The sequence below is a fragment of the Bifidobacterium choloepi genome (genome assembly GCF_010667615.1).
Lineage (GTDB): Bacteria > Actinomycetota > Actinomycetes > Actinomycetales > Bifidobacteriaceae > Bifidobacterium > Bifidobacterium choloepi.
In genome coordinates, this window is sequence record NZ_VYSG01000002.1 from 146264 (window position 1) to 166087 (window position 19824).

17 protein-coding genes are annotated in these 19824 nt (G+C 65.3%); 16 read left to right on the plus strand and 1 reads right to left on the minus strand.

Going from position 1 to position 19824, the window contains the following annotated elements; genetic code table 11:
* Positions 1–8: 8 nt before the first annotated feature.
* The 4 genes from F6S87_RS05795 (at position 9) to F6S87_RS05810 (ending at position 4983) form a co-directional block, all read left to right on the plus strand.
* The gene (locus F6S87_RS05795) at positions 9–1316 is read left to right on the plus strand and encodes an ABC transporter permease (protein WP_163227711.1); all 1308 of its coding nucleotides are present in this window, start codon (positions 9–11) and stop codon (positions 1314–1316) included.
* Positions 1303–2853 carry an ABC transporter permease gene (locus F6S87_RS05800; RefSeq protein ID WP_163227712.1) on the plus strand — a complete coding sequence of 517 codons (1551 nt, stop codon included), beginning with the start codon at positions 1303–1305 and terminating at the stop codon, positions 2851–2853. The genes F6S87_RS05795 and F6S87_RS05800 overlap by 14 nt, the downstream gene beginning before the upstream one ends.
* 90 nt (positions 2854–2943) lie before the next feature.
* Positions 2944–4167, plus strand: a complete 1224-nt coding sequence (locus F6S87_RS05805; RefSeq protein WP_163227713.1) for a sensor histidine kinase — start codon at positions 2944–2946, stop codon at positions 4165–4167.
* A gap of 57 nt (positions 4168–4224) precedes the next feature.
* Positions 4225–4983 (plus strand): response regulator transcription factor, encoded by a 759-nt coding sequence (locus F6S87_RS05810; protein ID WP_163227714.1) that lies wholly within the window; start codon positions 4225–4227, stop codon positions 4981–4983.
* Positions 4984–5155: 172 nt separating this feature from the next.
* Here the strand turns inward: F6S87_RS05810 and F6S87_RS05815 are convergent, their stop codons facing one another.
* The gene (locus tag F6S87_RS05815) at positions 5156–5995 is read right to left on the minus strand and encodes an endonuclease domain-containing protein (protein ID WP_163227715.1); all 840 of its coding nucleotides are present in this window, start codon (positions 5993–5995) and stop codon (positions 5156–5158) included.
* 336 nt (positions 5996–6331) lie between these two features.
* Between F6S87_RS05815 and F6S87_RS05820 the strand changes: the two genes are divergently transcribed.
* The 12 genes from F6S87_RS05820 (at position 6332) to recA (ending at position 19820) form a co-directional block, all read left to right on the plus strand.
* On the plus strand, positions 6332–6883 hold the full coding sequence (locus F6S87_RS05820; RefSeq protein WP_163227716.1) for a GNAT family N-acetyltransferase: 552 nt from the start codon (positions 6332–6334) through the stop codon (positions 6881–6883).
* 396 nt (positions 6884–7279) lie between these two features.
* Positions 7280–8179 carry a Bax inhibitor-1/YccA family protein gene (locus F6S87_RS05825; protein WP_163227717.1) on the plus strand — a complete coding sequence of 300 codons (900 nt, stop codon included), beginning with the start codon at positions 7280–7282 and terminating at the stop codon, positions 8177–8179.
* 150 nt (positions 8180–8329) lie between these two features.
* On the plus strand, positions 8330–9097 hold the full coding sequence (locus F6S87_RS05830; RefSeq protein WP_163227718.1) for a GTP pyrophosphokinase: 768 nt from the start codon (positions 8330–8332) through the stop codon (positions 9095–9097).
* A 112-nt stretch (positions 9098–9209) separates the two neighbouring features.
* On the plus strand, positions 9210–10658 hold the full coding sequence (miaB, locus tag F6S87_RS05835; RefSeq protein ID WP_163227719.1) for a tRNA (N6-isopentenyl adenosine(37)-C2)-methylthiotransferase MiaB: 1449 nt from the start codon (positions 9210–9212) through the stop codon (positions 10656–10658).
* 49 nt (positions 10659–10707) lie between these two features.
* Positions 10708–11697, plus strand: coding sequence for a tRNA (adenosine(37)-N6)-dimethylallyltransferase MiaA (gene miaA, locus F6S87_RS05840; protein WP_163227720.1), 990 nt, complete (start codon positions 10708–10710; stop codon positions 11695–11697).
* Between the two features lie 174 nt (positions 11698–11871).
* On the plus strand, positions 11872–12648 hold the full coding sequence (locus F6S87_RS05845) for a Fic/DOC family protein (protein WP_407925112.1): 777 nt from the start codon (positions 11872–11874) through the stop codon (positions 12646–12648).
* A gap of 164 nt (positions 12649–12812) precedes the next feature.
* A complete protein-coding gene (locus tag F6S87_RS05850; protein WP_163227722.1) occupies positions 12813–15791 on the plus strand; it encodes a DNA translocase FtsK in 2979 nt (992 codons plus the stop codon).
* A gap of 212 nt (positions 15792–16003) precedes the next feature.
* A complete protein-coding gene (gene pgsA, locus F6S87_RS05855) occupies positions 16004–16651 on the plus strand; it encodes a CDP-diacylglycerol--glycerol-3-phosphate 3-phosphatidyltransferase (RefSeq protein WP_163227855.1) in 648 nt (215 codons plus the stop codon).
* 144 nt (positions 16652–16795) lie between these two features.
* A complete protein-coding gene (locus tag F6S87_RS05860; protein ID WP_163227856.1) occupies positions 16796–17374 on the plus strand; it encodes a CinA family protein in 579 nt (192 codons plus the stop codon).
* A gap of 56 nt (positions 17375–17430) precedes the next feature.
* A complete protein-coding gene (locus tag F6S87_RS05865) occupies positions 17431–17961 on the plus strand; it encodes a helix-turn-helix domain-containing protein (protein ID WP_163227723.1) in 531 nt (176 codons plus the stop codon).
* A gap of 191 nt (positions 17962–18152) precedes the next feature.
* On the plus strand, positions 18153–18392 hold the full coding sequence (locus tag F6S87_RS05870; protein WP_163227724.1) for a DUF3046 domain-containing protein: 240 nt from the start codon (positions 18153–18155) through the stop codon (positions 18390–18392).
* Between the two features lie 255 nt (positions 18393–18647).
* The gene (recA, locus tag F6S87_RS05875; protein WP_163227725.1) at positions 18648–19820 is read left to right on the plus strand and encodes a recombinase RecA; all 1173 of its coding nucleotides are present in this window, start codon (positions 18648–18650) and stop codon (positions 19818–19820) included.
* Positions 19821–19824 lie beyond the last annotated feature (4 nt).

Below are 19824 nucleotides of genomic sequence, written 5' to 3' on the forward strand. Positions count from 1 at the left end.
GAGATCCCATGTTCCAGTCATTTCTCGTCACGCTGCGCACCCAGCTGCGCACGCCGAGCCTGCTGTTCTGGTCCGTCGCGTTCCCGGTCATTCTCGCGACGATGTTTCATGGCATGTTTGGCGACTTTGGTTCCTTCTACAATCTTCGGCCGCTCAACGCCATTGTCGTTGCCGACAGCAACTGGACGTCGGCGCAGCAAGCCCTTGTGGATGCGCTGAGTTCGAACGATTCGTCCGCCACTGACACCGCCGGCTCCGCCCCATCGACGGACGAATCGACAGACGAAGCGACAGACGAAGCGACGGACGAATCGTCCAGCACGACCGTATCTGCGCTGCTCAATGTCACGGAAGTACCGACGATGGCCGACGCGAGGCGGCTGCTGTTCGACGCCGGCGCCGGCGAAGAGCTCATTCTCGCCGCCGACGCCGACGGAACCCTCTCGATGACGATCAGCGATGCGACATTCGCGTCGATCAACAGTACCGGCGAGTCGAGCGACGGCGGCATGGCAATCAGCGTCCTCGACGGCATCCTCGGCATGTTCAACCGGCGCAACGTCGCCATCGCCGACATCGTCGCCGCCAACCCGGCCGCACTGGCCTCGCCGTCGTTCACCGCGCTGCTGGCCGCCAGCCCCGTCGGCGAGTCCCTTACCCGGCAGGTCACGCTCACCAACTTCCAGCCCGATCCCGTCGCCCGCTACTTCTACGCGCTGCTCGGCATGGCCGCGCTGATGACGATGTCCGGCGCCGTGGTCAGTGTCTCGCGCATCCAGGCCAACTTCTCGGCGCTCGGCATGCGCCGGTCGCTGGCGCCGGTCTCGAAGATCAGGCAGGTGGCCGGCGGTTTCCTCGCCAGCTGGCTTGTCGCCGCCGTCTCGCTGCTCGTTGGCGTCGCCTACGTGCGCTACGGCTGCGACGTGCCGATCGGCGGAAGAGAGTGGGGCGCGGCGCTCGCCGCCGTCATGGCGACGCTGACGACGACGGCGCTCGGCACGCTGCTCGGCGCGCTGCCACGGGCATCGCTGGCCGTCAAGGAATCGCTGTGTTCGGCGGTGGCCTGCCTGCTGTCGCTGTTCTCCGGCCTGTACGGCTCGTTCGCGATGGAGCTGAGCGACGCCATCATCCGTCACGCGCCGCTGCTGGCGCTCGTCAATCCCGCCCAGCAGATCACCAACCTGTTCTACGACCTGCTCTACTACGATTCGCTCGTCCCCTTCGCGCGCACCTGCGGCGTGCTGGCCGTCATGGCCGCCGTCTTCGTCGTGCTCGCGTCGCTGATCCTGAGGAGGACCCGCCATGACCACCTGTAAGGCCACGTTCCTGATCCTGCTGCGGCAGAAGGTCTACCTGGCCGTCTACCTGGGCTTTCTCGTCGTCATGGTGCTGGCACTGAGCGCCGGCGTGCTGTCGAGTGTCGAGACGTCGCGCGTGACGACCTACGAGCCGGAACGACCTGTCGTCGCCATCGTCGACCGCGACGGCGACCGCGCATCGCTGTCGACGTCGATGCGCGAGTTCCTCGAGTCGACCTGCGACTTCGACACGCTGGAGGACAACCGCCAGGCCATGGAAGAGGCCGTCGCCTCCAACTACGTCGACCTCATCGTCATCGTGCCGGACGGCTTCGCCGACGACATGGTCGCCTATCTCGACGGAGTCGCTGCCGGGGACATGACGGAAAGTATCGACGGAAATGCCGACGGGAGCGCGTCCGGAAGTGCTTCCGGGAGAGCGGGCGGCACGTCGGCGACCGGCGACGCCCCGCAACTCGAGACGGTGACGAGCTACACGTCCGCCCGCGGCTCGCTCGCCGAGCTCGAAGTCAACGACTTCCTGTCGCTGACGAGGCTGGAGGCTGTCGGCGCGGCTGCCGGCACCGGGAACGTCGCGACGGACGGCACGGCGGACACGGCGGCAACCGGCGCGAAGGACGGGACGAGTCCGTCGGATTCCGCAACGTCGTCGGTGACGCTGACAACGCTCGCCGACGCGGCCGCCGGCGCCGTCGACGCATCGCGGGCCGACGGCACGTCGCCGTCCATCGGCGTCGCCTACGCCGACGACGAGGACGCCGGCGCGACCGGCGGCACCAGCGAGACGAAGGCGGAGGCGTCAAGGCAACTGTCGGCCGAATCGTTCGCCTATCCGGTCAAGGTCGCCTCCTACCCGGTGTTCATGGTCATGGCGATCGTGACGGCCGTCGTGCTCAAGTCGTTCCGGCAGCGGGACTTGCGGGCGCGACTCACCATCGCGCCGCGGAGAGAGTGGCTGGACAACCTCGGACAGTGGACGGTGCTGGTCGGCTTCGCGATGGCCGTCAGCGTCTTCGTGTTCGGCATCGTCGTCGTCTTCTGCGCGGTCGCCGGCGTGCCACTCGGTTTCCTGACAGCCGCCCCCGTCGCCGCCTGCTGGCTGGCCATCTTCGTCTACGCGTTGGCGTCGATGACATTCGGCTTCCTGCTGAGCATGATCAACATGAACGATTCGGCTCTCAACGGCGTGGTCAACGTCGTCGGCCTGCTGCTGATGTTCACGAGCGGCACGGCATTCGATGCGTCGCTGATGCCGGACATCATGATCGCCATCGGCAAGTGCCTGCCCGCCTGGTGGTACTGCCGGGCCATCGACGCGGTGATGGGCATTGGCTCCTACGCCGGCTCGGGCGACGCCGGCTCCGGCGTGGCGAACATGGGAGAGTGGATGGCGTCCACCGGACTGGTTGTCCTCTACGCCGTCGCTTTCCTGTCCTGTGCGCTGGCCGTGGATGCGCTGCATACGCGGGCGACGACAGTGGGACCTTCGCACTTTTCGCAGGGACAACTGGAAAGTGGGAAGAATCGTGCCTAATAATCTCATCAATGGCAGCATTTCCGGCCTAAATCTTCGCACTTTTCAAATGCCTGTTCCAAAAGTGCGAAGACTGCTACGCTGAACACCATGACTCATGACCTTCGCCGGGCCATCACGGCAGCCATCAGCCTCGGGCTGCTCGTGATCGGCGTGCTGCTCGGAGTCCTGCTCGCCGGCGACGTGACCCGTGGCCTGATCGGCGCGGCGCTGGTCACTGTCGTCATTCTTGCCGTCTCGATCCTGCCGGTCTCCGTCATGACGCGGCTGGCGGGGCCGGTCGTCCTCGTCGCCGGCTCGGCGGCCTGGCCTGCCGTGACACTGTTCCTGCCAGCCGTCGCCGTGCCTTCCGTGCTGGCCGGCATGGACCTGTGGCGTGTCCGGTCACGGAGGACGGCCGGCGTGCTGGCCATGGCGCTGCCGACGGTGGCCGCGCTGATTGGCGCCGTGGTCGCCACGGGCCCACTGCCGGACATCACGCTGGACAATACCGATGGTCTCGTCGGATGGCTCGTCGTCATGCTGACGGTCGCCGCGACAGGCATGACGGCGGTCCTGGCCGGCCTGATGGCCCGGTGCGATGACTATCGCGCCATTGTCGACATCCGCCGTGAACAGCTACGCCGGATGCACCACCAGGTCGCCGTCGTCGAGGAGGACCGTGCCCAGCAGGTCCGCCACGCCCAGCTGCAGGAGCGCACCCGCATCGCCCGCGACATCCATGACAGTGTCGGGCACTTGCTGACCCGCGCGATCATGCAGGCGCAGGCCGCCCGTGTGGTCATGGACGCCGGCGACGCCGATGCCGTGCATGTCGGGCTGGTCGAGCAGATGGGCGTCACGCTCGACGAGGCGATGACGATGGTGCGCCGTTCCGTCCACGACCTCAACGAACGCGGTACCGACTTCGCGGACCAGATTGCCGAAGCGGCGGCCGGCAGTCCCGACGACCATTTCGACATCGTCCTCGCCAACGGCATTCATGACGCGCCGCCGGCCTCCGTCTGTCATGTGCTGGCCACGACCATCCGCGAATCGTTGACCAACGTGCGCAAGCACGGTCCGGCGGTGACCCGCGTCACCGTGACGTTGCGCGACCTGCCGACACTCTGGCAGCTCGTCGTGCAGGATAACGGGGCGGTGGTACCGGCAGGAGGGCCGGCGGTTGTCGCCTGCCATGACGGGGCATTCGACGGCATCGGCATCATCGGCATCGAGGAGCGCGTCCGCATGCTTGACGGCTCGGCAACCTGCGGTCCCAATGGCGCCGGCTGGCGTGTCTTCGTCGGCATTCCGAAACCGCCGGAAACCTGATGGCTGCCGTCTGTCATTATGGACCGCCATCGTCCATCCTGAAAGGAATCGTGCCACATGACTCTCACTGTCGCCATTGCCGATGACGATCCGATCGTCTGCTCCTCGATCAGGACCATCCTCGAGACCACGGCCACGGCCGACGTCGTCTGGACGGCCAACGATGGCGCCGACGCCGTCGCCAAATACGGGCGGATTGCCCCCGATGTCCTGCTCCTCGACGTCCAGATGCCCGGCATGGACGGCCTGACGGCAGCCGGCGCCATTCTCGGGACCCATCCGGACGCAAAGATCCTTGTCCTCACGACATTCGCCGACGCCGACTACATCGCCCGCGCTGTGCAGCTCGGCACGCGAGGCTACCTGATCAAGCAGGATGTCGCCTCCGTCATCCCCGCCGTCCAGTCCGTCGCCGCCGGTCAGATCGTCCTCGGTTCCGAAATTCTCGACAAGATTACAGGCGGCGTAGGTCGGGAGAGAAACAACGATGCGAGCCGTGTCCGACTTGGCGGCGCCGGCAAGAAAGCGGAATCGTGCACTCCCGACAGCGTGCGCGGGAAAGCCAACGCAGACGCCCGGGAACCGCGCGGCGCCGACGGCAACGGGGACACGAGCGGCGGCGAACGTTTCGCGTTCCTGACACCCCGCGAACACGATATTGCCGAGCTGGTCGCCGAAGGCCTCGACAACCGGTCCATCGCCATGAAACTGAACCTGAGCGAAGGCACCGTCCGCAACCGTCTTTCCGGCATCCTCGCCAAAACCAACCTCAAGACTCGCACCCAGCTGGCCCTGGAATGGAATGTCTACATGTAAGGTTTCGCACTTTCCGGAAGGTCATTTGGAAAGTGCGAACAAGCCCGACAAGGCAGGTCGCCGGTACGACATGGAAATCCTTGGATTCCAGCACTTGACTACTCTTGCGACGCATTGTCCGGGAAGAATCTTTCGCACTTTTCAAATGACCATCTGAAAAGTGCGAAGTCAGCTATGCCAGAAACACCAAGGTTGCCCGCTGGGCTTCAATAATCCGGCGAATCAACCTCAGCAAGGTCGTCCTGGACTGGTCAGTGGACAAGTCGTCCTTGCAGACGTAGATAATCTGCCAGCCTGCCATCTTGAGGTCGTGATCGCGCTGAATGTCGCGGCGCATCTGCATCGTTTCGGCATGATAGGAGCCCTGATATTCCAGACCGACTTTCAATCTGGGCCATGCAAGGTCGATCCGATAAGTTCCGCGGGGTGTCTTCACCTCTACATTGGGGACAAAATCGTTCAGCCCGTTTCTCTTGAGCACGCCGTACAGGACGGCTTCCGGTGGTGAATCGGTCCCATTCACAATCCATTCGAGCGCCTTGCGGCAGCGCTGGCGACCATGAAAATGAGGGTTGTTCTCGACATACTCCTCGAGAGTCTCGACGGTGCACGCATGCAGCCTGCGATTTCGACAGGTCAGCGAGCATCCCAGCACCGCCAGGTCCTCTTCCGTCATGCAGGTCGCCATCTGGGCCCATGCGACGACAGGCGTGACCACTTCATAATGTATTTCCTGCGGATCATGCTGGTCGACCTCGATGGTGTCCATCGACGCCGACCACAAGTGGCTGACGGAGCCTCGCATGGCATGACGGGCATTACGTGTCGAAAATGCCAGATGCGGCGGCGATGAAGTAGCAGGACACGATTCCGGGATCGGGTACCCGTAGAATTCCATGGCCGAACGATGCGAAAACACCGGTGTGAACTTCGCGCGTCTCGCGAACGCCTCAAATTCCGCCTTCATGCGCAGGTGCCGACTGATGGCCTCTTCTTCCATGATTGCACTCATGATCCCACGCTAGATGGCAGAAAGACGCTGACATAATTCGCGGGAGACTTGTGGACGAATGCCGCACTTTCCAGAGGAGCATTTGGAAAGTGCGAACGATTCTTCCGACATGATGCGGCACGAGAGTATTGGAGTGCCGGGATTCCAGGGATTTTCTTATGCCTCGTCTCATGACGCTTCGCACTTTCCGGAGGGGCATTTGGAAAGTGCGAAGTCCTCATTTCGGACCTGCCATGCGCGGATACCCTCAACGGCGAGTACCGTCGACAGCGGCTGCAGGCACTGCAGCCCCTCTTTGAATTGAAGACATATTCGGCACATTCGGAAAGGAATGACATGACCAGCGAAACCCTGCGTCTCGTCGAGGCGAACGACAGCATTTCTCAAGACTTGAAGCAGGCGGTCCTGGCCGCCCGTGACTATTCGGTGGCCAGCGGCGAATATCTCGACGGCACCGCCGACCTGCAGGACTGCGCGAGTTTCGACGAATGGGTCGATTTCGAAGGTCGCGGACGGCGGGCGTACGGTGACGGCTACATGCCGTCGACGACGTTCCTGGCCGTCGCGACCGGCGACGACGGTGCCGAGCGGCTGGTCGGATTTCTCGACTTCCGGCATGAACTCAACGATTTCCTGTTCCGGTTTGGCGGCCACATCGGCTATTCGGTGCTGCCGGAAGAAAGGCGCCGGGGCTACGCCACGGCGATGCTCGACGAGGCGAAGGCCATCGGCCATGACTGGGGACTCGACCGCATCCTCGTCACCTGCGCCCGTGACAATGTCGCGTCGGCCAAGGTCATCGAGGCCAACGGCGGCGCCCTGGAAAACGAGGTTGCCGAGGACGACGGAACCGTCATGAAGAGGTACTGGATCGAATTGGGGAAGTAACGACTTCGCACTTTCCAAAGTGGCATTGGGAAAGTGCGAAGATTCTTCCCGGAGAGGGACATTTTCACAGGGTCATTTCTTCGGAAAATGAGTCCTTGGGGATGACGGAAAGAGGAAGACCTTCGCACTTTCCAAATGACCTTCCGGAAAGTGCGGAGGCCTTCCTTTTTCGCCTTGCGCGAGACCTTTTGGCGGCCGGGAATAGAACAGCCGGCCCCGCTATTGGTGTGGGTATTGTGAAAGCCGCCGGGTTCCAAGGCAACATCGAGGTTCATCTCCCAAGATGGGCCGGAAGCGGCGATAGACTTTCCATAGACTTGATCGCAGACTTGTCCGCATGCGGATGCGAAGGGTCGGGGGCGTCGGCACGACGGTCCCGGAATAGAAGGAGTCCAGATGACGTATGGTCAGCAGCCGAACGGGAACGGCTCCCGGAACAACGGCTCGCCTCAGTATTACAGCAATGGCAATCAGTACAATAACGGCCAGTACAACGGCAACCAGTACTACAACAACGGCTACCAGCAGGGCTACAACGGTTACCAGCAGCCGGGCTATGGCCAGCCGTACAACCCGTATGGCAACGGTGGCGCGCCGGTGGACACGCAGGCCGTCTACGCCCGCGAGCAGGCGCAGCGCGTCTCGGTGACGCGCGCCTATGGCGAGATGACGCTCGGCCTGCTGGTCACCGCCGTCGTCGCCATCCTGACGCAGGCTTCCGGTTGGTATCTCAGTTTTGCTGCCGCAACCGGCGGCATCGGTTGCTGGATCTTCGCGATCGTCCAGATCGGCCTGGCCATCTATCTGGGCGCCCGCATCATGCAGATGAAGGCGAGCACGGCACGCGTGATGTTCTATGTCTTCGCGGCGTTGATGGGCGTGACGCTGAGCACGATCTTCGTGGCTTATGATCTCGGCACGATCGGCATCACGCTGCTCGTCTGCGCCGGCTTCTTCTTCGTCCTGACGATGCTCGGCATGACGACGAAGATTAACCTGATGAAGTTCGGCACCGTGCTGATGGTCGGCCTGATCGTGCTGATCGTCGCGGAGCTGCTCATCTACATCTTCGCGCCGACGGCCACGAACCTCATGCTGATCTCCGCGCTCGGCGTCATCCTGTTCGCCGGCATGACGATCTATGACGGCCAGTTCACGAAGAAGATCTTCGCGCAGTATCGCAACGCCGACCCGGAGACGATCAAGAAGATCTCGATCATCTGCGCGCTGAACCTGTACCTTGACTTCGTCAACATGTTCCTCTACCTGCTGCAGATCTTCGGCGACCGTCGTTGACGGCGACCAGGAAATAGAAGGACAGAAGAACGATTCTTCCCGGTGCCCGCGTCCGCCCCCGGCGGCGCGGGCGCCGCCGTTTGCGGCCGCAGGGCATTTTCCCGACGACTTTCAACCGTTTCCTAGCCGGATCGGGGTGCCCTGCGTACAATGGGGAACGTGATACTTGACCGACAAAGCCGAATCAACAGCGCCGAGCTCCGGGCCCGCCTGAACCAACTCGTCAACCGTTTCGCACCCGACTCGGGGGAGACGCCGGGCGAGGAGGTCATCGACTTCATCAACCAGATGCAGGTCTACGAAGGGGCGATGTACGAGCTGAGCACGAAGCTCGAGATTCTCGACAGCGAATTCCAGGTGAGGTTCTCGCACGATCCGATCCATCACATGGAACGCCGCCTCAAGTCGGTCGACTCCATCCTCGAGAAGCTGCAGCGCAAGGGGCTGCCGGTCTCGATCAATTCCATCCGCGACAACCTGTTCGACGTCGCCGGCATCCGCGTCATCTGCAACTACCGCGACGACGTCTACTCGGTCTCGAACTACCTGTCGGCGCAGAGCGACATCCAGGTCCTGCGCGTCAAGGACTACATCAAGAATCCCAAGCAGAACGGCTACCGTTCGCTGCACGTCATCTACGCCGTCCCGGTGTTCCTGTCGAGCGGCGCCCACTACACGCCGGTCGAGGTGCAGTTCAGGACCATTGCAATGGACTACTGGGCGTCGCTCGAGCATGCGCTGCGCTACAAGACCGACCTCGAGGACGACAAGTACGCCGAGCACGCGCAGACGCTGCTCGACTGCGCGCGTTCGCTGCAGAACGTCGAGACGCAGATGCAGTCGATCCACCGCGACATCAACGGCGCCCCGCAGGTCGCCGAGCCGCCGCACACGCACAGCGCCGTCCCGCTGAACTGAAGGCGCCGGTTCCGCTTCCCGCATCCGCCCCGACGCGGAGGAATCGTGCATGGCTTCCGCGGCGCCCCGCAAGGCCGCCGTCTGGGACGGCTGGCCGGTAGGATGGTCCGTTATGAACGAAGAGATGATGACGGAAGAAGAGCGCCTGACGACGGTCGGCGACGAACGGGAGTCCGGCGACCGTGGCAACGGCGTGTTCTACGTGCACACGCTGGGCTGCCAGATGAACGTGCATGATTCCGAACGCATTGCCGGCGTCCTCGAGCAGGCCGGCTACGTTCCCGCCACCGAGGAACAGTACCTGACGCACGACATCGACCTGATCGTCATGAACACCTGCGCCGTCAGGGAGAACGCCGCCGAACGCATGTACGGCACGATCGGCCTGTGGGCCAAGATGAAGCGCGAGCGCCCGAACCTGCAGATCGCGATCGGCGGCTGCATGGCGCAGCTCGACCGCGAGAAGATCGCGCACAAGGCGCCGTGGGTCGACGCCGTGTTCGGCACGAAGAACATCGAATCGCTGCCACGGCTACTCGAGCAGGCGCGCATGACCGGCGAGCCGCAGGTCGACATCAACAACGACTTCAAGCATTTCCCGAGCGACCTGCCGGTCGACCGCGCCTCGCGTGTCTCCGACTGGGTGGCGATCTCTGTCGGCTGCAACAACACGTGCACGTTCTGCATAGTGCCGACGACGCGCGGCAAGGAACACGATCGCCGCCCCGGCGACATCCTCGCCGAGATCCGGCAGTGTGTCGACGATGGCGCCAAGGAAGTGACGCTGCTCGGCCAGAACGTCAACTCGTTCGGCTACGGTCACGGCGACCGCTACGCGTTCTCGAAGCTGCTGCGCGCCTGCGGCACGATCGATGGTCTGGAGCGCGTGCGCTTCACGTCGCCGCATCCGGCCGCGTTCACCGACGACGTCATCGCCGCGATGGCCGAGACGCCGAACGTCATGCACCAGCTGCATTTCCCGCTGCAGTCGGGTTCCGACAGGATTCTCAGGGCCATGCGCCGTTCCTACCGCACGTCGAAGTTCATGACGATTCTCGGCAGGATCCGCGAGGCGATGCCGGACGCCCAGATCTCCACCGACATCATCGTCGGCTTCCCGGGGGAGACCGAGGAGGACTTCCAGCAGACGCTCGACATCGTGCGCCAGGCGCGATTCTCGTCGGCGTTCACGTTCATCTACTCGCCGCGCCCGGGCACGCCGGCCGCCGAGATGGAACAGATACCGTACGAGGTCTCGCTGGACCGCCTCAACCGGCTCGTCGCGCTGCAGGAGGAAATCACGGCCGAGGAGCTCGCGAAGTTCGAGGGCCGCGACGTCGAGGTGCTCATCACCGGCTCGACCGGCAAGAAGGACGCCGATACGCACCGCTACACCGGTCGCGAGCGCACCGGCCAGCTCGTCCACATCGGTGTGCCGGACGGTTGCGAGACGCCGTCGATCGGCGACGTCGTCACCGTCACCGTCACGCACGCCGGTCGCCACAACCTGATCGCCGATCCCGACCTGGCCGCAGGACAGACGTACGCAATCCGTCACTGACGGACTTGGCGCCCTTCGGGGAGGGAGCCGGGAGAAAGGATGTTCCATCATGTCGTCGCAACCACGCGTCGTCTCGATTGTCGGGCCGACGGCGTCCGGCAAGACCGGACTCGGCATCGCCGTCGCGCAGCGCCTCGCCGCGCGCGGCGAGCGGGCCGAGATCGTCAACGCCGACGCCTACCAGATGTACCGCGGCATGGACATCGGCACGGCCAAGGCGAGCGCGGAGGAACGCGCCGCCGTCAGGCATCACCTGATCGACATCGTCGAGCCGACCGAGACGATGACGGTCGCCTGGTTCCAGCAGCTCGCCCGCGACAAGATCGCCGAACTGCAGGCCGACGGCATCCGTCCGATCCTCGTCGGCGGCTCCGGCCTGTACGCCCGCGCGGCCATCGACGACATCTCGTTCCCGGGCACCGACCCGGACATCCGCAGGCGCCTCGAGGAACGCGAACGGACCGAGGGCGGCGCCGCGCTGTTCGCCGAACTCGAGCGGAAGGATCCCGAGGCCGCCGCGCACATGGATGCCCGCAACCCGCGTCGCACCATCCGCGCGCTCGAGGTCATCGAGTTGACCGGCCGTCCGTATTCGGCGACGCTGCCGCGCTACCGCTACGTCATCCCGTCGGTACAGATCGGCCTCGACCTGCCGCGCGAGGATCTCGACCGGCTCATCGACCGGCGCACCGCGCAGATGATGGAAGACGGCTTCGTCGACGAGGTCGAGCGGCTGCGGCCGCGCCTGGGCCCGACAGCCGCCCGCGCGCTCGGCTACCAGCAGGTCGCCGACTACCTCGACGGCATGATGTCGCTCGGCGAGACGACGGCGCTGATCGCGCAGAAGACGAAGCGGCTCGCCCGCAAGCAGATGGGCTGGTTCGGCCGCGACCCGCGCATCCACTGGCTCAGCGCACTCAACCCGGCGCTCGTCGACAACGCGATGGCCGTCATCGACCACGCCGACGCCGGCGACTACGATGCCATCGACGAGCGCGCCGACGACTATGTCCAGCATCACCTCGGCGAGCTCGAGTAACGTTCGGGGAGCGTCCAAGCGACGTTCGGAAAGCGTCCGGGAAGCGTCCGGATATCGTTCAGGGAGCGATCGGGACCCCCGCGACGGGGGAATGCTGCTACACTACACGATATGACTCCTGCGGAACGTGCGAGCGCAGTCGCATTTGCCATCCGGAACTGCGCACTGGAAGGGCTGGCGCCGTCCGACGGGATGATGGCGCTCGCCGCATCCCACGAGGCCGGCCATGCCGGCGTGGACGCCTTGGTCGACTTCGCCCGGAACGAACGCGCCGAAGCGGACGCCACCGGCGATGTCGCCGGATCGTCCGCCGCCGGCAGGGAACACGCCGGCGGCGAGGGGGCCGCCAGCGGCAAGGCAGGTATCGACGCCCGCACCGTGCGCGCCGACCGCGTCTTCGCGAACACCGTCGCGCTCGCCGAACATGGCTGGAAGGGCAGCGGCGACCTCGACGAGCTCGTCGCCATCCACGCGGCGCTCTACGACGGCGTCTTCGCCGACGCCGGCCGCCTGCGCACCGAGGACGCGCCGCGCGTCGGCTCGTCGGCGCACGCCGCCGGCACGCCGATGTCGTTCTTCCCGGCCCAGCTCATCGAGACCGGCGCCGCGAACCTGTCGTCGCAGCTCGCCGAGCAGCGCAATCTCAAGGCACTCGACCGTCCCGACTTCGTCCGGGCGCTCGCGACGATCTACGACGAGCTCGGCTACCTGCATCCGTTCCTCGGCGGCAACGCGTCGGTGCTGCGCATGTTCGCGAGCCGCCTGTCGCACTTCGCCGGCTGGGATCTCGACTGGGGCCTCGTGAGCCGCGACGAATACAGGGCCGCCAAGCAGCGCGCCTACGCCGGCGACACGGCCGGATTCGAGGCGATGTTCGACAGGATCGTGCGGCCGGCCAACCCGAGCCGCGTCTTCCTCGTCGCCGGCTGGGACCAGGGTCCGGCGCACTGACCGGGTCGCCGCGACGGCACTGTGACGGCATTGTGGCGGTACTGTGATGGCATTGTGGCGTCGCCGCGTCGTCGTCATGAAGGCGCCGTCGCCGCCGAACCGTCACCAAACCGGCGAAACGAAGACTGGCGTCGGCGCCGGCAGCCGGTAGAATCGTATCTGTTATGGCACGATCTACTTCTTCGAATTCCAGGTCCGGCGGCGGTAAGGCGCCGCGCACGGCGCGTTCGGGTTCCGGCGGCGACGCCGCGGACAGCCGCGCCGACGAGTCGCTGTTCAAGCGCGCGGCGCTCGCGATTCCGCGCGCGTTCGGCTCGCTCGTCAGGACGATCAGCGTCGGCGAATACGATCCGGCGTACCGTCGCGACGGCCTGTGCTTCTTCCTGATCGTGCTCGCGATTTTCTTCTGCGCCTCCGAATGGTTCCGCGTCTCCGGACCGCTCGGCCAGGGACTGCACGTGCTCGCGTCGAGCGTGTTCGGCGTCATGTCGGTCGTGCTGCCGGTCCTGCTCGTCGTCATCGCCATCCGGCTTATCCGGAACGCCGGCAAGAGTTCCGACAATCCGCGCGTCATCGTCGGCTGGATCATGCTGCTGTGGTCGGTCTGCTCGATCATCGACGTCATCATGGCCTCCGACAGCCGCGCGTTCAGCTGGGCGAACCTGCAGCAGGCCGGCGGCCTGCTCGGCTTCGTCATCGGCTCGCCGCTCGCGTGGGGCCTGTCGCAGACGTTCGCGATCATCGTCTTCGTCATCGCCGCGCTGTTCTCGGTGCTGCTGCTCACCCGCACGCACGTCACCGAGTTGCCGGACAAGGTCGCCTCGGTGATGGGACGGCAGCGGGATCGGAACGATTCGTCCGGCGAATCGCAGTTCCCGAACGAAATGCAGGCCGGTGACTCCACGCTCGCGTTCGCCGACGGCGTGCCGCTGCACGACGGCAGCGACGAGACCGGCGACGATTCGTCCGCCAGGCCGTCGCTGTTCGACAGGCTGCGCGGCCTGTTCTCGAAGCACGGCAAGTACGTCGACGCCGAACGGCTCGACCGCTATGCCGGCGACGAGGCGTTCCTCAACGGCGCCGCGCGCCACGGCCGCTCGCAGGAGACAAGGCTCGACGGTCCCCGCGGCGACGCCTACCGCGACAGCTACGAAGAACTGACCGAGGCGTTGACGAGCGGCACGTTCTCCGCCTCCTCCGGCCAGTCGCCCGTCGTCGACGCGACGGACGGCCGCGACGGCCACACGACGGCGATGCCGTCGGGGTCGTTCGGCGCGCACGCCACCGGCCTGGCAGCCCTGTCCGGAACGGCACCGGACAATGCCGCCGCGACAGGGGGCGCCGACCCGTGGGCGACGATCGGCCTCGAGTCGACCGAACAGCCCGAAGTCGACCGCACCGTCGTCGTCAACACCGAAACCGGCGAGATCGTCGGACCGGCCTCCGGCTCGATGCCGGCTCCGGCGGACGGATCGTCCCGTGCGGCCACGGCCGCCGCCGCGGGAACGGCCGCCGCCGCGGCGCTGTCCGCGGGCACGGCCAATGCCGGCGGCGAGGGCGGCACGCAGACCGGCACGATCGCCGAGATCGACGAGAGCCAGCCGTACCGCCTGCCGAGCCTCGACCTGCTCAAGCCCGGCAAGCCGCACGCCCAGCGCACGCCGGAGAACGACCGCATCATCCGCGCGCTGACGACGACATTCCAGGAATTCAAGGTCGACGCGCGCGTCGTCGGCTTCCTGCGCGGCCCGTCCGTCACGCAGTACGAGATCGAGCTCGGTCCCGGCGTCAAGGTCGAGAAGGTGACGAACCTCCAGAAGAACATCGCCTACGCCGTCGCCGACGACCGCGTCCGCATCCTGTCGCCGATCCCCGGCAAGTCGGCGATCGGCGTCGAGATCCCGAACCGCGAGCGCGAGATCGTCCAGCTCGGCGACGTGCTGCGCGACCCGCACGCCCGCCAGGACACGAACCCGATGCTCGTCGGCCTGGGCAAGGACGTCGAGGGCCATGTCGTGACGGCCGACCTGACGAAGATGCCGCACCTGCTCGTCGCCGGCGCGACCGGCTCCGGCAAGTCGAGCTTCATCAACTCGATGCTGACGTCGATCATCATGCGGGCCACGCCCGACCAGGTCAGGATGATCATGGTCGATCCGAAGCACGTCGAGCTGACCGCCTACGCCGGCATTCCGCACCTGCTCACGCCGATCATCACCGACCCGAAGAAGGCCGCGCAGGCCCTCGAATGGGTGGTCAAGGAAATGGACGCGCGCTACTCGGATCTCGAGTTCTTCGGCTTCAGGCACGTCAAGGACTTCAACGAGGCCGTGCGCGCCGGCAAGGTGCACGCGCCGGCCGGCTCGAAGCGCAAGGTCGCCCCGTATCCGTACCTGCTCGTCGTCGTCGACGAGATGGCCGACCTGATGCTCGTCGCGAAGAACGACGTCGAGAGCTCCATCCAGCGCATCACGCAGCTGGCGCGAGCGGCCGGCGTCCACCTCGTGCTGGCGACGCAGCGCCCGTCGGTCGACGTCGTCACCGGCCTGATCAAGGCGAACATTCCATCCCGCCTGGCGTTCGCGACGTCATCGGCGACCGATTCGCGCGTCATCCTCGACACGACCGGCGCCGAGTCGCTGATCGGTCAGGGCGACGGCCTGTTCCTGCCGATGGGCATGGCCAAGCCGCTGCGCGTGCAGGGCTCGTGGGTCAACGAGTCCGAGATCCGCGACGCCGTCGAGTTCGTCCGGCAGCAGCGCAAGCCGCACTACCGCGAGGACATCGAGGAGATGGCGAAGAAGGAGGACGAGCACAAGGTCGATCCGACCGAGGACATCGGCGGCGACATGGACGTGCTGCTGCAGGCCGCCGAGCTCGTCGTCACCAGCCAGTTCGGCTCGACGTCGATGCTGCAGCGCAAGCTGCGTGTCGGCTTCGCGAAGGCCGGCAGGCTGATGGACCTGCTCGAGTCGCGCGGCGTCGTCGGCCCGTCGGAAGGCTCGAAGGCCCGCGAGGTCCTCGTCCAGCCGGCCGATTTGCCACAGGTGCTCGCGTTCATCCGCGGCGACGCCGATTCGCTGACGGCCGACGCCGCGGCCGCCGCGCAGCCGGCGTCCGGATCGCAGGAACTCGCGATGTAGCGCCGTCATGACAGGCACGGTGTCCATTTTTGGGGGCGCTGCGGCTACTATGGGGAATTAAAACAAACTCGGATGTCTTGTACGATCGTCCGGACTGGCCATGGAAGGCGTGTCCGGCGTTCCCGGGGCGAACCGCGGGCGCAGGAGCCGTGCGCGGCGCGAGGGAACGGCACAGGCATTGAACCACCAAGCAAAGGGAATCACTCGTGAGCATGGATCAGCAGGAAAAGCGTTCGTTGTGGGACGGCTGGAACGCCCCGCCGAACCTCGTGACGTTCAGCCGCATCATCCTCGTGATCGTCTTCCTCGGCCTCTACATCGGCGCCGGTCCGTGGGGCTTGAAGAACGAAGGCATGCGCTGGGCCGCCGGCATCATCTTCATCATCGCGGCCTCCACCGATAAGATCGACGGCTGGATGGCCCGCAAGTACAACCAGGTCACCGAACTCGGCAAACTGATGGATCCGATCGCCGACAAGCTGCTGACGCTCGGCACGCTCGTCGTCGCCGCCTGCTTCAACGAATTCGGCAACGCCGTGCTCGGCTGGGTCGTGACGATCCTGTTCCTCGTGCGCGAGATCGGCATCACCGTCATGCGCTTCTTCGTGCTCGAACATCCGGGCGGCAAGGTCATCGCCGCCTCGCAGGCCGGCAAGTACAAGACGCTGACGCAGTGCATCGGCCTCGGCATGCTGATGCTGCCGGTGTGGACGTTCGCGCCGGCGGGCACCGAGCCCGTCTGGCTGTCGATCTACTTCGTCGTCACCTACGCGCTCATCTACTTCTCGCTGATCCTGTGCCTGTACTCCGGCTGGGAATACCTGCGCAACACGTTCGGACGCACGGCCGCCAGGAACTGACGACCGTCCTTCGCAACTGACAGACCTCCGCGGCCGCCATGCCATGACCATTCGGTCGGACATGGCGGCCGTGGCATGTCCGGAGACGGTAGAATCGTGCCCATGGAAGCATTCACCGAAGCATTCACGGACGGCATCGCGACAATGCCCGGCAACGGCGCCGGCGAGACCGGAGACGACATCCGGCGCGAGTGCGACCGGCTGGCCGCCGGCGTCCTCGACTGGTGCGCCGGCCGCGGCCTGAAGATCGCCGCCGCCGAGTCGCTGACCGGCGGACTGCTGGCCGACGCGTTCGTCAGGATTCCCGGCGCGTCCCGGGTCTTTCTCGGCTCGGCCGTCACCTACGACATCGCCGCGAAGGCGAGCGTGCTCGGCGTCGACCGCGACCTGCTGGACCGCGAAGGTGCGGTTCACCCCGAAGTGGCCAGACAAATGGCGCGGCGCACGGCTGAATTGTTCGCCCAGCCCGAATACGGCGATAGCGTCATCGGTGTCTCGACAACAGGCGTCGCCGGGCCCGGTCCGGACGGTGACAAGCCCGCTGGATTGGTATACATCGGCGTGTCGTTGCCGGGTATTTTTCGTGATTTATTTCCTAGGCTCAACCCGACGATCAAGTTGGAATTGCAAGGATCGAGAGAGATAATTAGACGCGGGACGGTCCGGTGTGTTTTGAGAACGCTGAGTCGACTCTCAGAAAGCTCTCAGAATAACCCCGTGTAGTGTGGTCCTGTAAGCAGTTATTGGATATTTCGTCGAACATGAAAGGGGTGGCGAAAATGGCATCCATTACACTTGCCAATGATGAACAGACCGTGTCCGAGGTGAAAAAGGTTGGGGAACATTCCACCTCGGTCCGCATGGGCGGTGCCCGCATGCGCGAGCTCACGCCGGCCCAGCGCCGTGCCGTGATGTTCGCCCAGCAGCAGGTGCTGCGTGCGCGGGCGGCCAAGAAGGCCAAGGACGAACGCCAGGCGGCGCTGGCGCGCATGTGGCAGGAGGAGGACGCCGAGACGACGCGTCCGCGTTCCATTGTCCACAAGCGCGAGGTCGTCGGTGGCGAAGTCAAGGAGGCGTCGCTCAGGGAAGCGATCGGCCATGTGCTGCGCGAACTGCGCACGCGCGATCACAAGACGCTGCGCGAGGTCTCCGAGAAGGCGGGCGTCTCGCTCGGCTACCTGTCCGAAGTGGAGCGTGGCCAGAAGGAAGCGAGCTCCGAACTGCTCGCGTCGATCTCCGAGGCCCTCGGCCTGACGACGTCGCAGATGCTGCGTCTCGTCGCCGACTACCTCGATTCCGTCGAGGTCTGAGCCTTTCCGTCAAGTTCCATCATTGCCTGGGTGCGACAACCAGCCGGGCCGCGCGAGCGGACCGTGACTGCAACACACTGCGCCGTACGGATGAAAACAGCATGATCATGGTGTTCTCGATCGTCATCCGCTTGCGGACTTGAAAACCCGCCGTTGAGGGGAACGGCGGGTTTTCGCGTATGCTGGGGGACATGCGCGAACGGGAATTCTGGCAGTTGCTCGAGGAAGAATTCGGACGGACCTACGGCCGGTCGCTGGCCCATGACCAGCGGCTGACGAAGCTCGGCAACATGACGGTCGTCGAGGCGCTGGACGCCGGCGAGGAGCCGCGCGTCGTCTGGAACGTGCTGTGCGACCAGATGGACGTGCCGGATGCCGAACGGTGGGGCAAGGATCACGCCGCGCCGCCGCTGCCCGTCGACTTTCGCTGAACGATTCGCGCGGGGGAACGCCGGCCGGTGAAGAATCTGGACAGCTTCGTCGCAATTTCGAACAGGTGTTCGATTGTGGTGTATACTGGCTGGCAGGACACATGATGACATCCGCTACCGGGACAACCGGTGGAATCGGCGGCGTCCGTCCACACCGCATGTCCGGCTTGGCGTCACGGGCCGGACGCGGCTAGCGTGGGGACGGACCCATCGAACGTGGACATCCGGACCTTATATATATATGGAGGAGGAAGCATGGCGGCGAAGTCTGCGAAGAAAAAAGACGACGAGTACACCATTCCCGGAATCGACGCGCAGCGCCAGACGGCGCTGAAGACCGCGCTCCAGCAGGTGGAGAAGAGCTTCGGCAAGGGCTCGGCCATGCGCCTCGGCGCCAAGCCGGTCCAGGATGTCGAGGTCATTCCGACCGGCTCGCTGGCCCTCGACATGGCGCTCGGCATCGGCGGCCTGCCGCGCGGCCGCGTCGTCGAGATCTACGGTCCCGAATCGTCCGGCAAGACGACGCTGGCGCTCCACGTCGTCGCCAACGCGCAGAAGGCCGGCGGCGTCGCCGCGTTTATCGACGCCGAACACGCGCTCGACCCGGTCTACGCCCGCAAGCTCGGCGTCGACACCGACTCGCTGATCGTCTCCCAGCCCGACAATGGCGAGCAGGCGCTCGAGATCGCCGACATGCTCATCCGTTCCGGCGCGCTCGACGTCGTCGTCATCGACTCGGTCGCCGCGCTCGTGCCGAAGGCCGAGATCGAGGGCGACATGGGCGACAGCCACGTCGGCCTGCAGGCCAGGCTGATGAGCCAGGCGCTGCGCAAGATGACCGGAGCGCTGGCCCAGGCCAACACCACCGCCATCTTCATCAACCAGCTGCGCGAGAAGATCGGCGTGTTCTTCGGCAACCCGGAGACGACGACCGGCGGCAACGCGCTGAAGTTCTACGCGTCGGTCCGCCTCGATATCCGCCGCGGCACCACGCTCAAGGACGGCGACCAGGCCATCGGCAACCGTACGCGCGTCAAGGTCGTCAAGAACAAGATGGCGCCGCCGTTCCGCACCGCCGAGTTCGACACGCTCTACGGCGAGGGCATCTCGAAGGAAGGCTCGATCATCGACATGGCGCTTCAGGCCGACGTCGTCAAGAAGTCGGGCTCGTGGTTCACGTACGAGGGTGACCAGCTTGGCCAGGGCCGCGAGAAGGTGCGCCAGTATCTCAAGGACAATCCGGCGCTCGCCGACGAGATCTCCGAGAAGGTCCGCATCGCGCTGAGCGACAGCGACGAGTCCGAACTGACCGAAGGGGTCGACGACGGCGTCGATGCCGACGGCGTCATCGCCGACGATGCGTCCGTCGACGGTGTTGCCACGGCCGCCGGTGCCGCCCCGGCCGAGCCGGCCGGCGACGGAAAGTGATCCG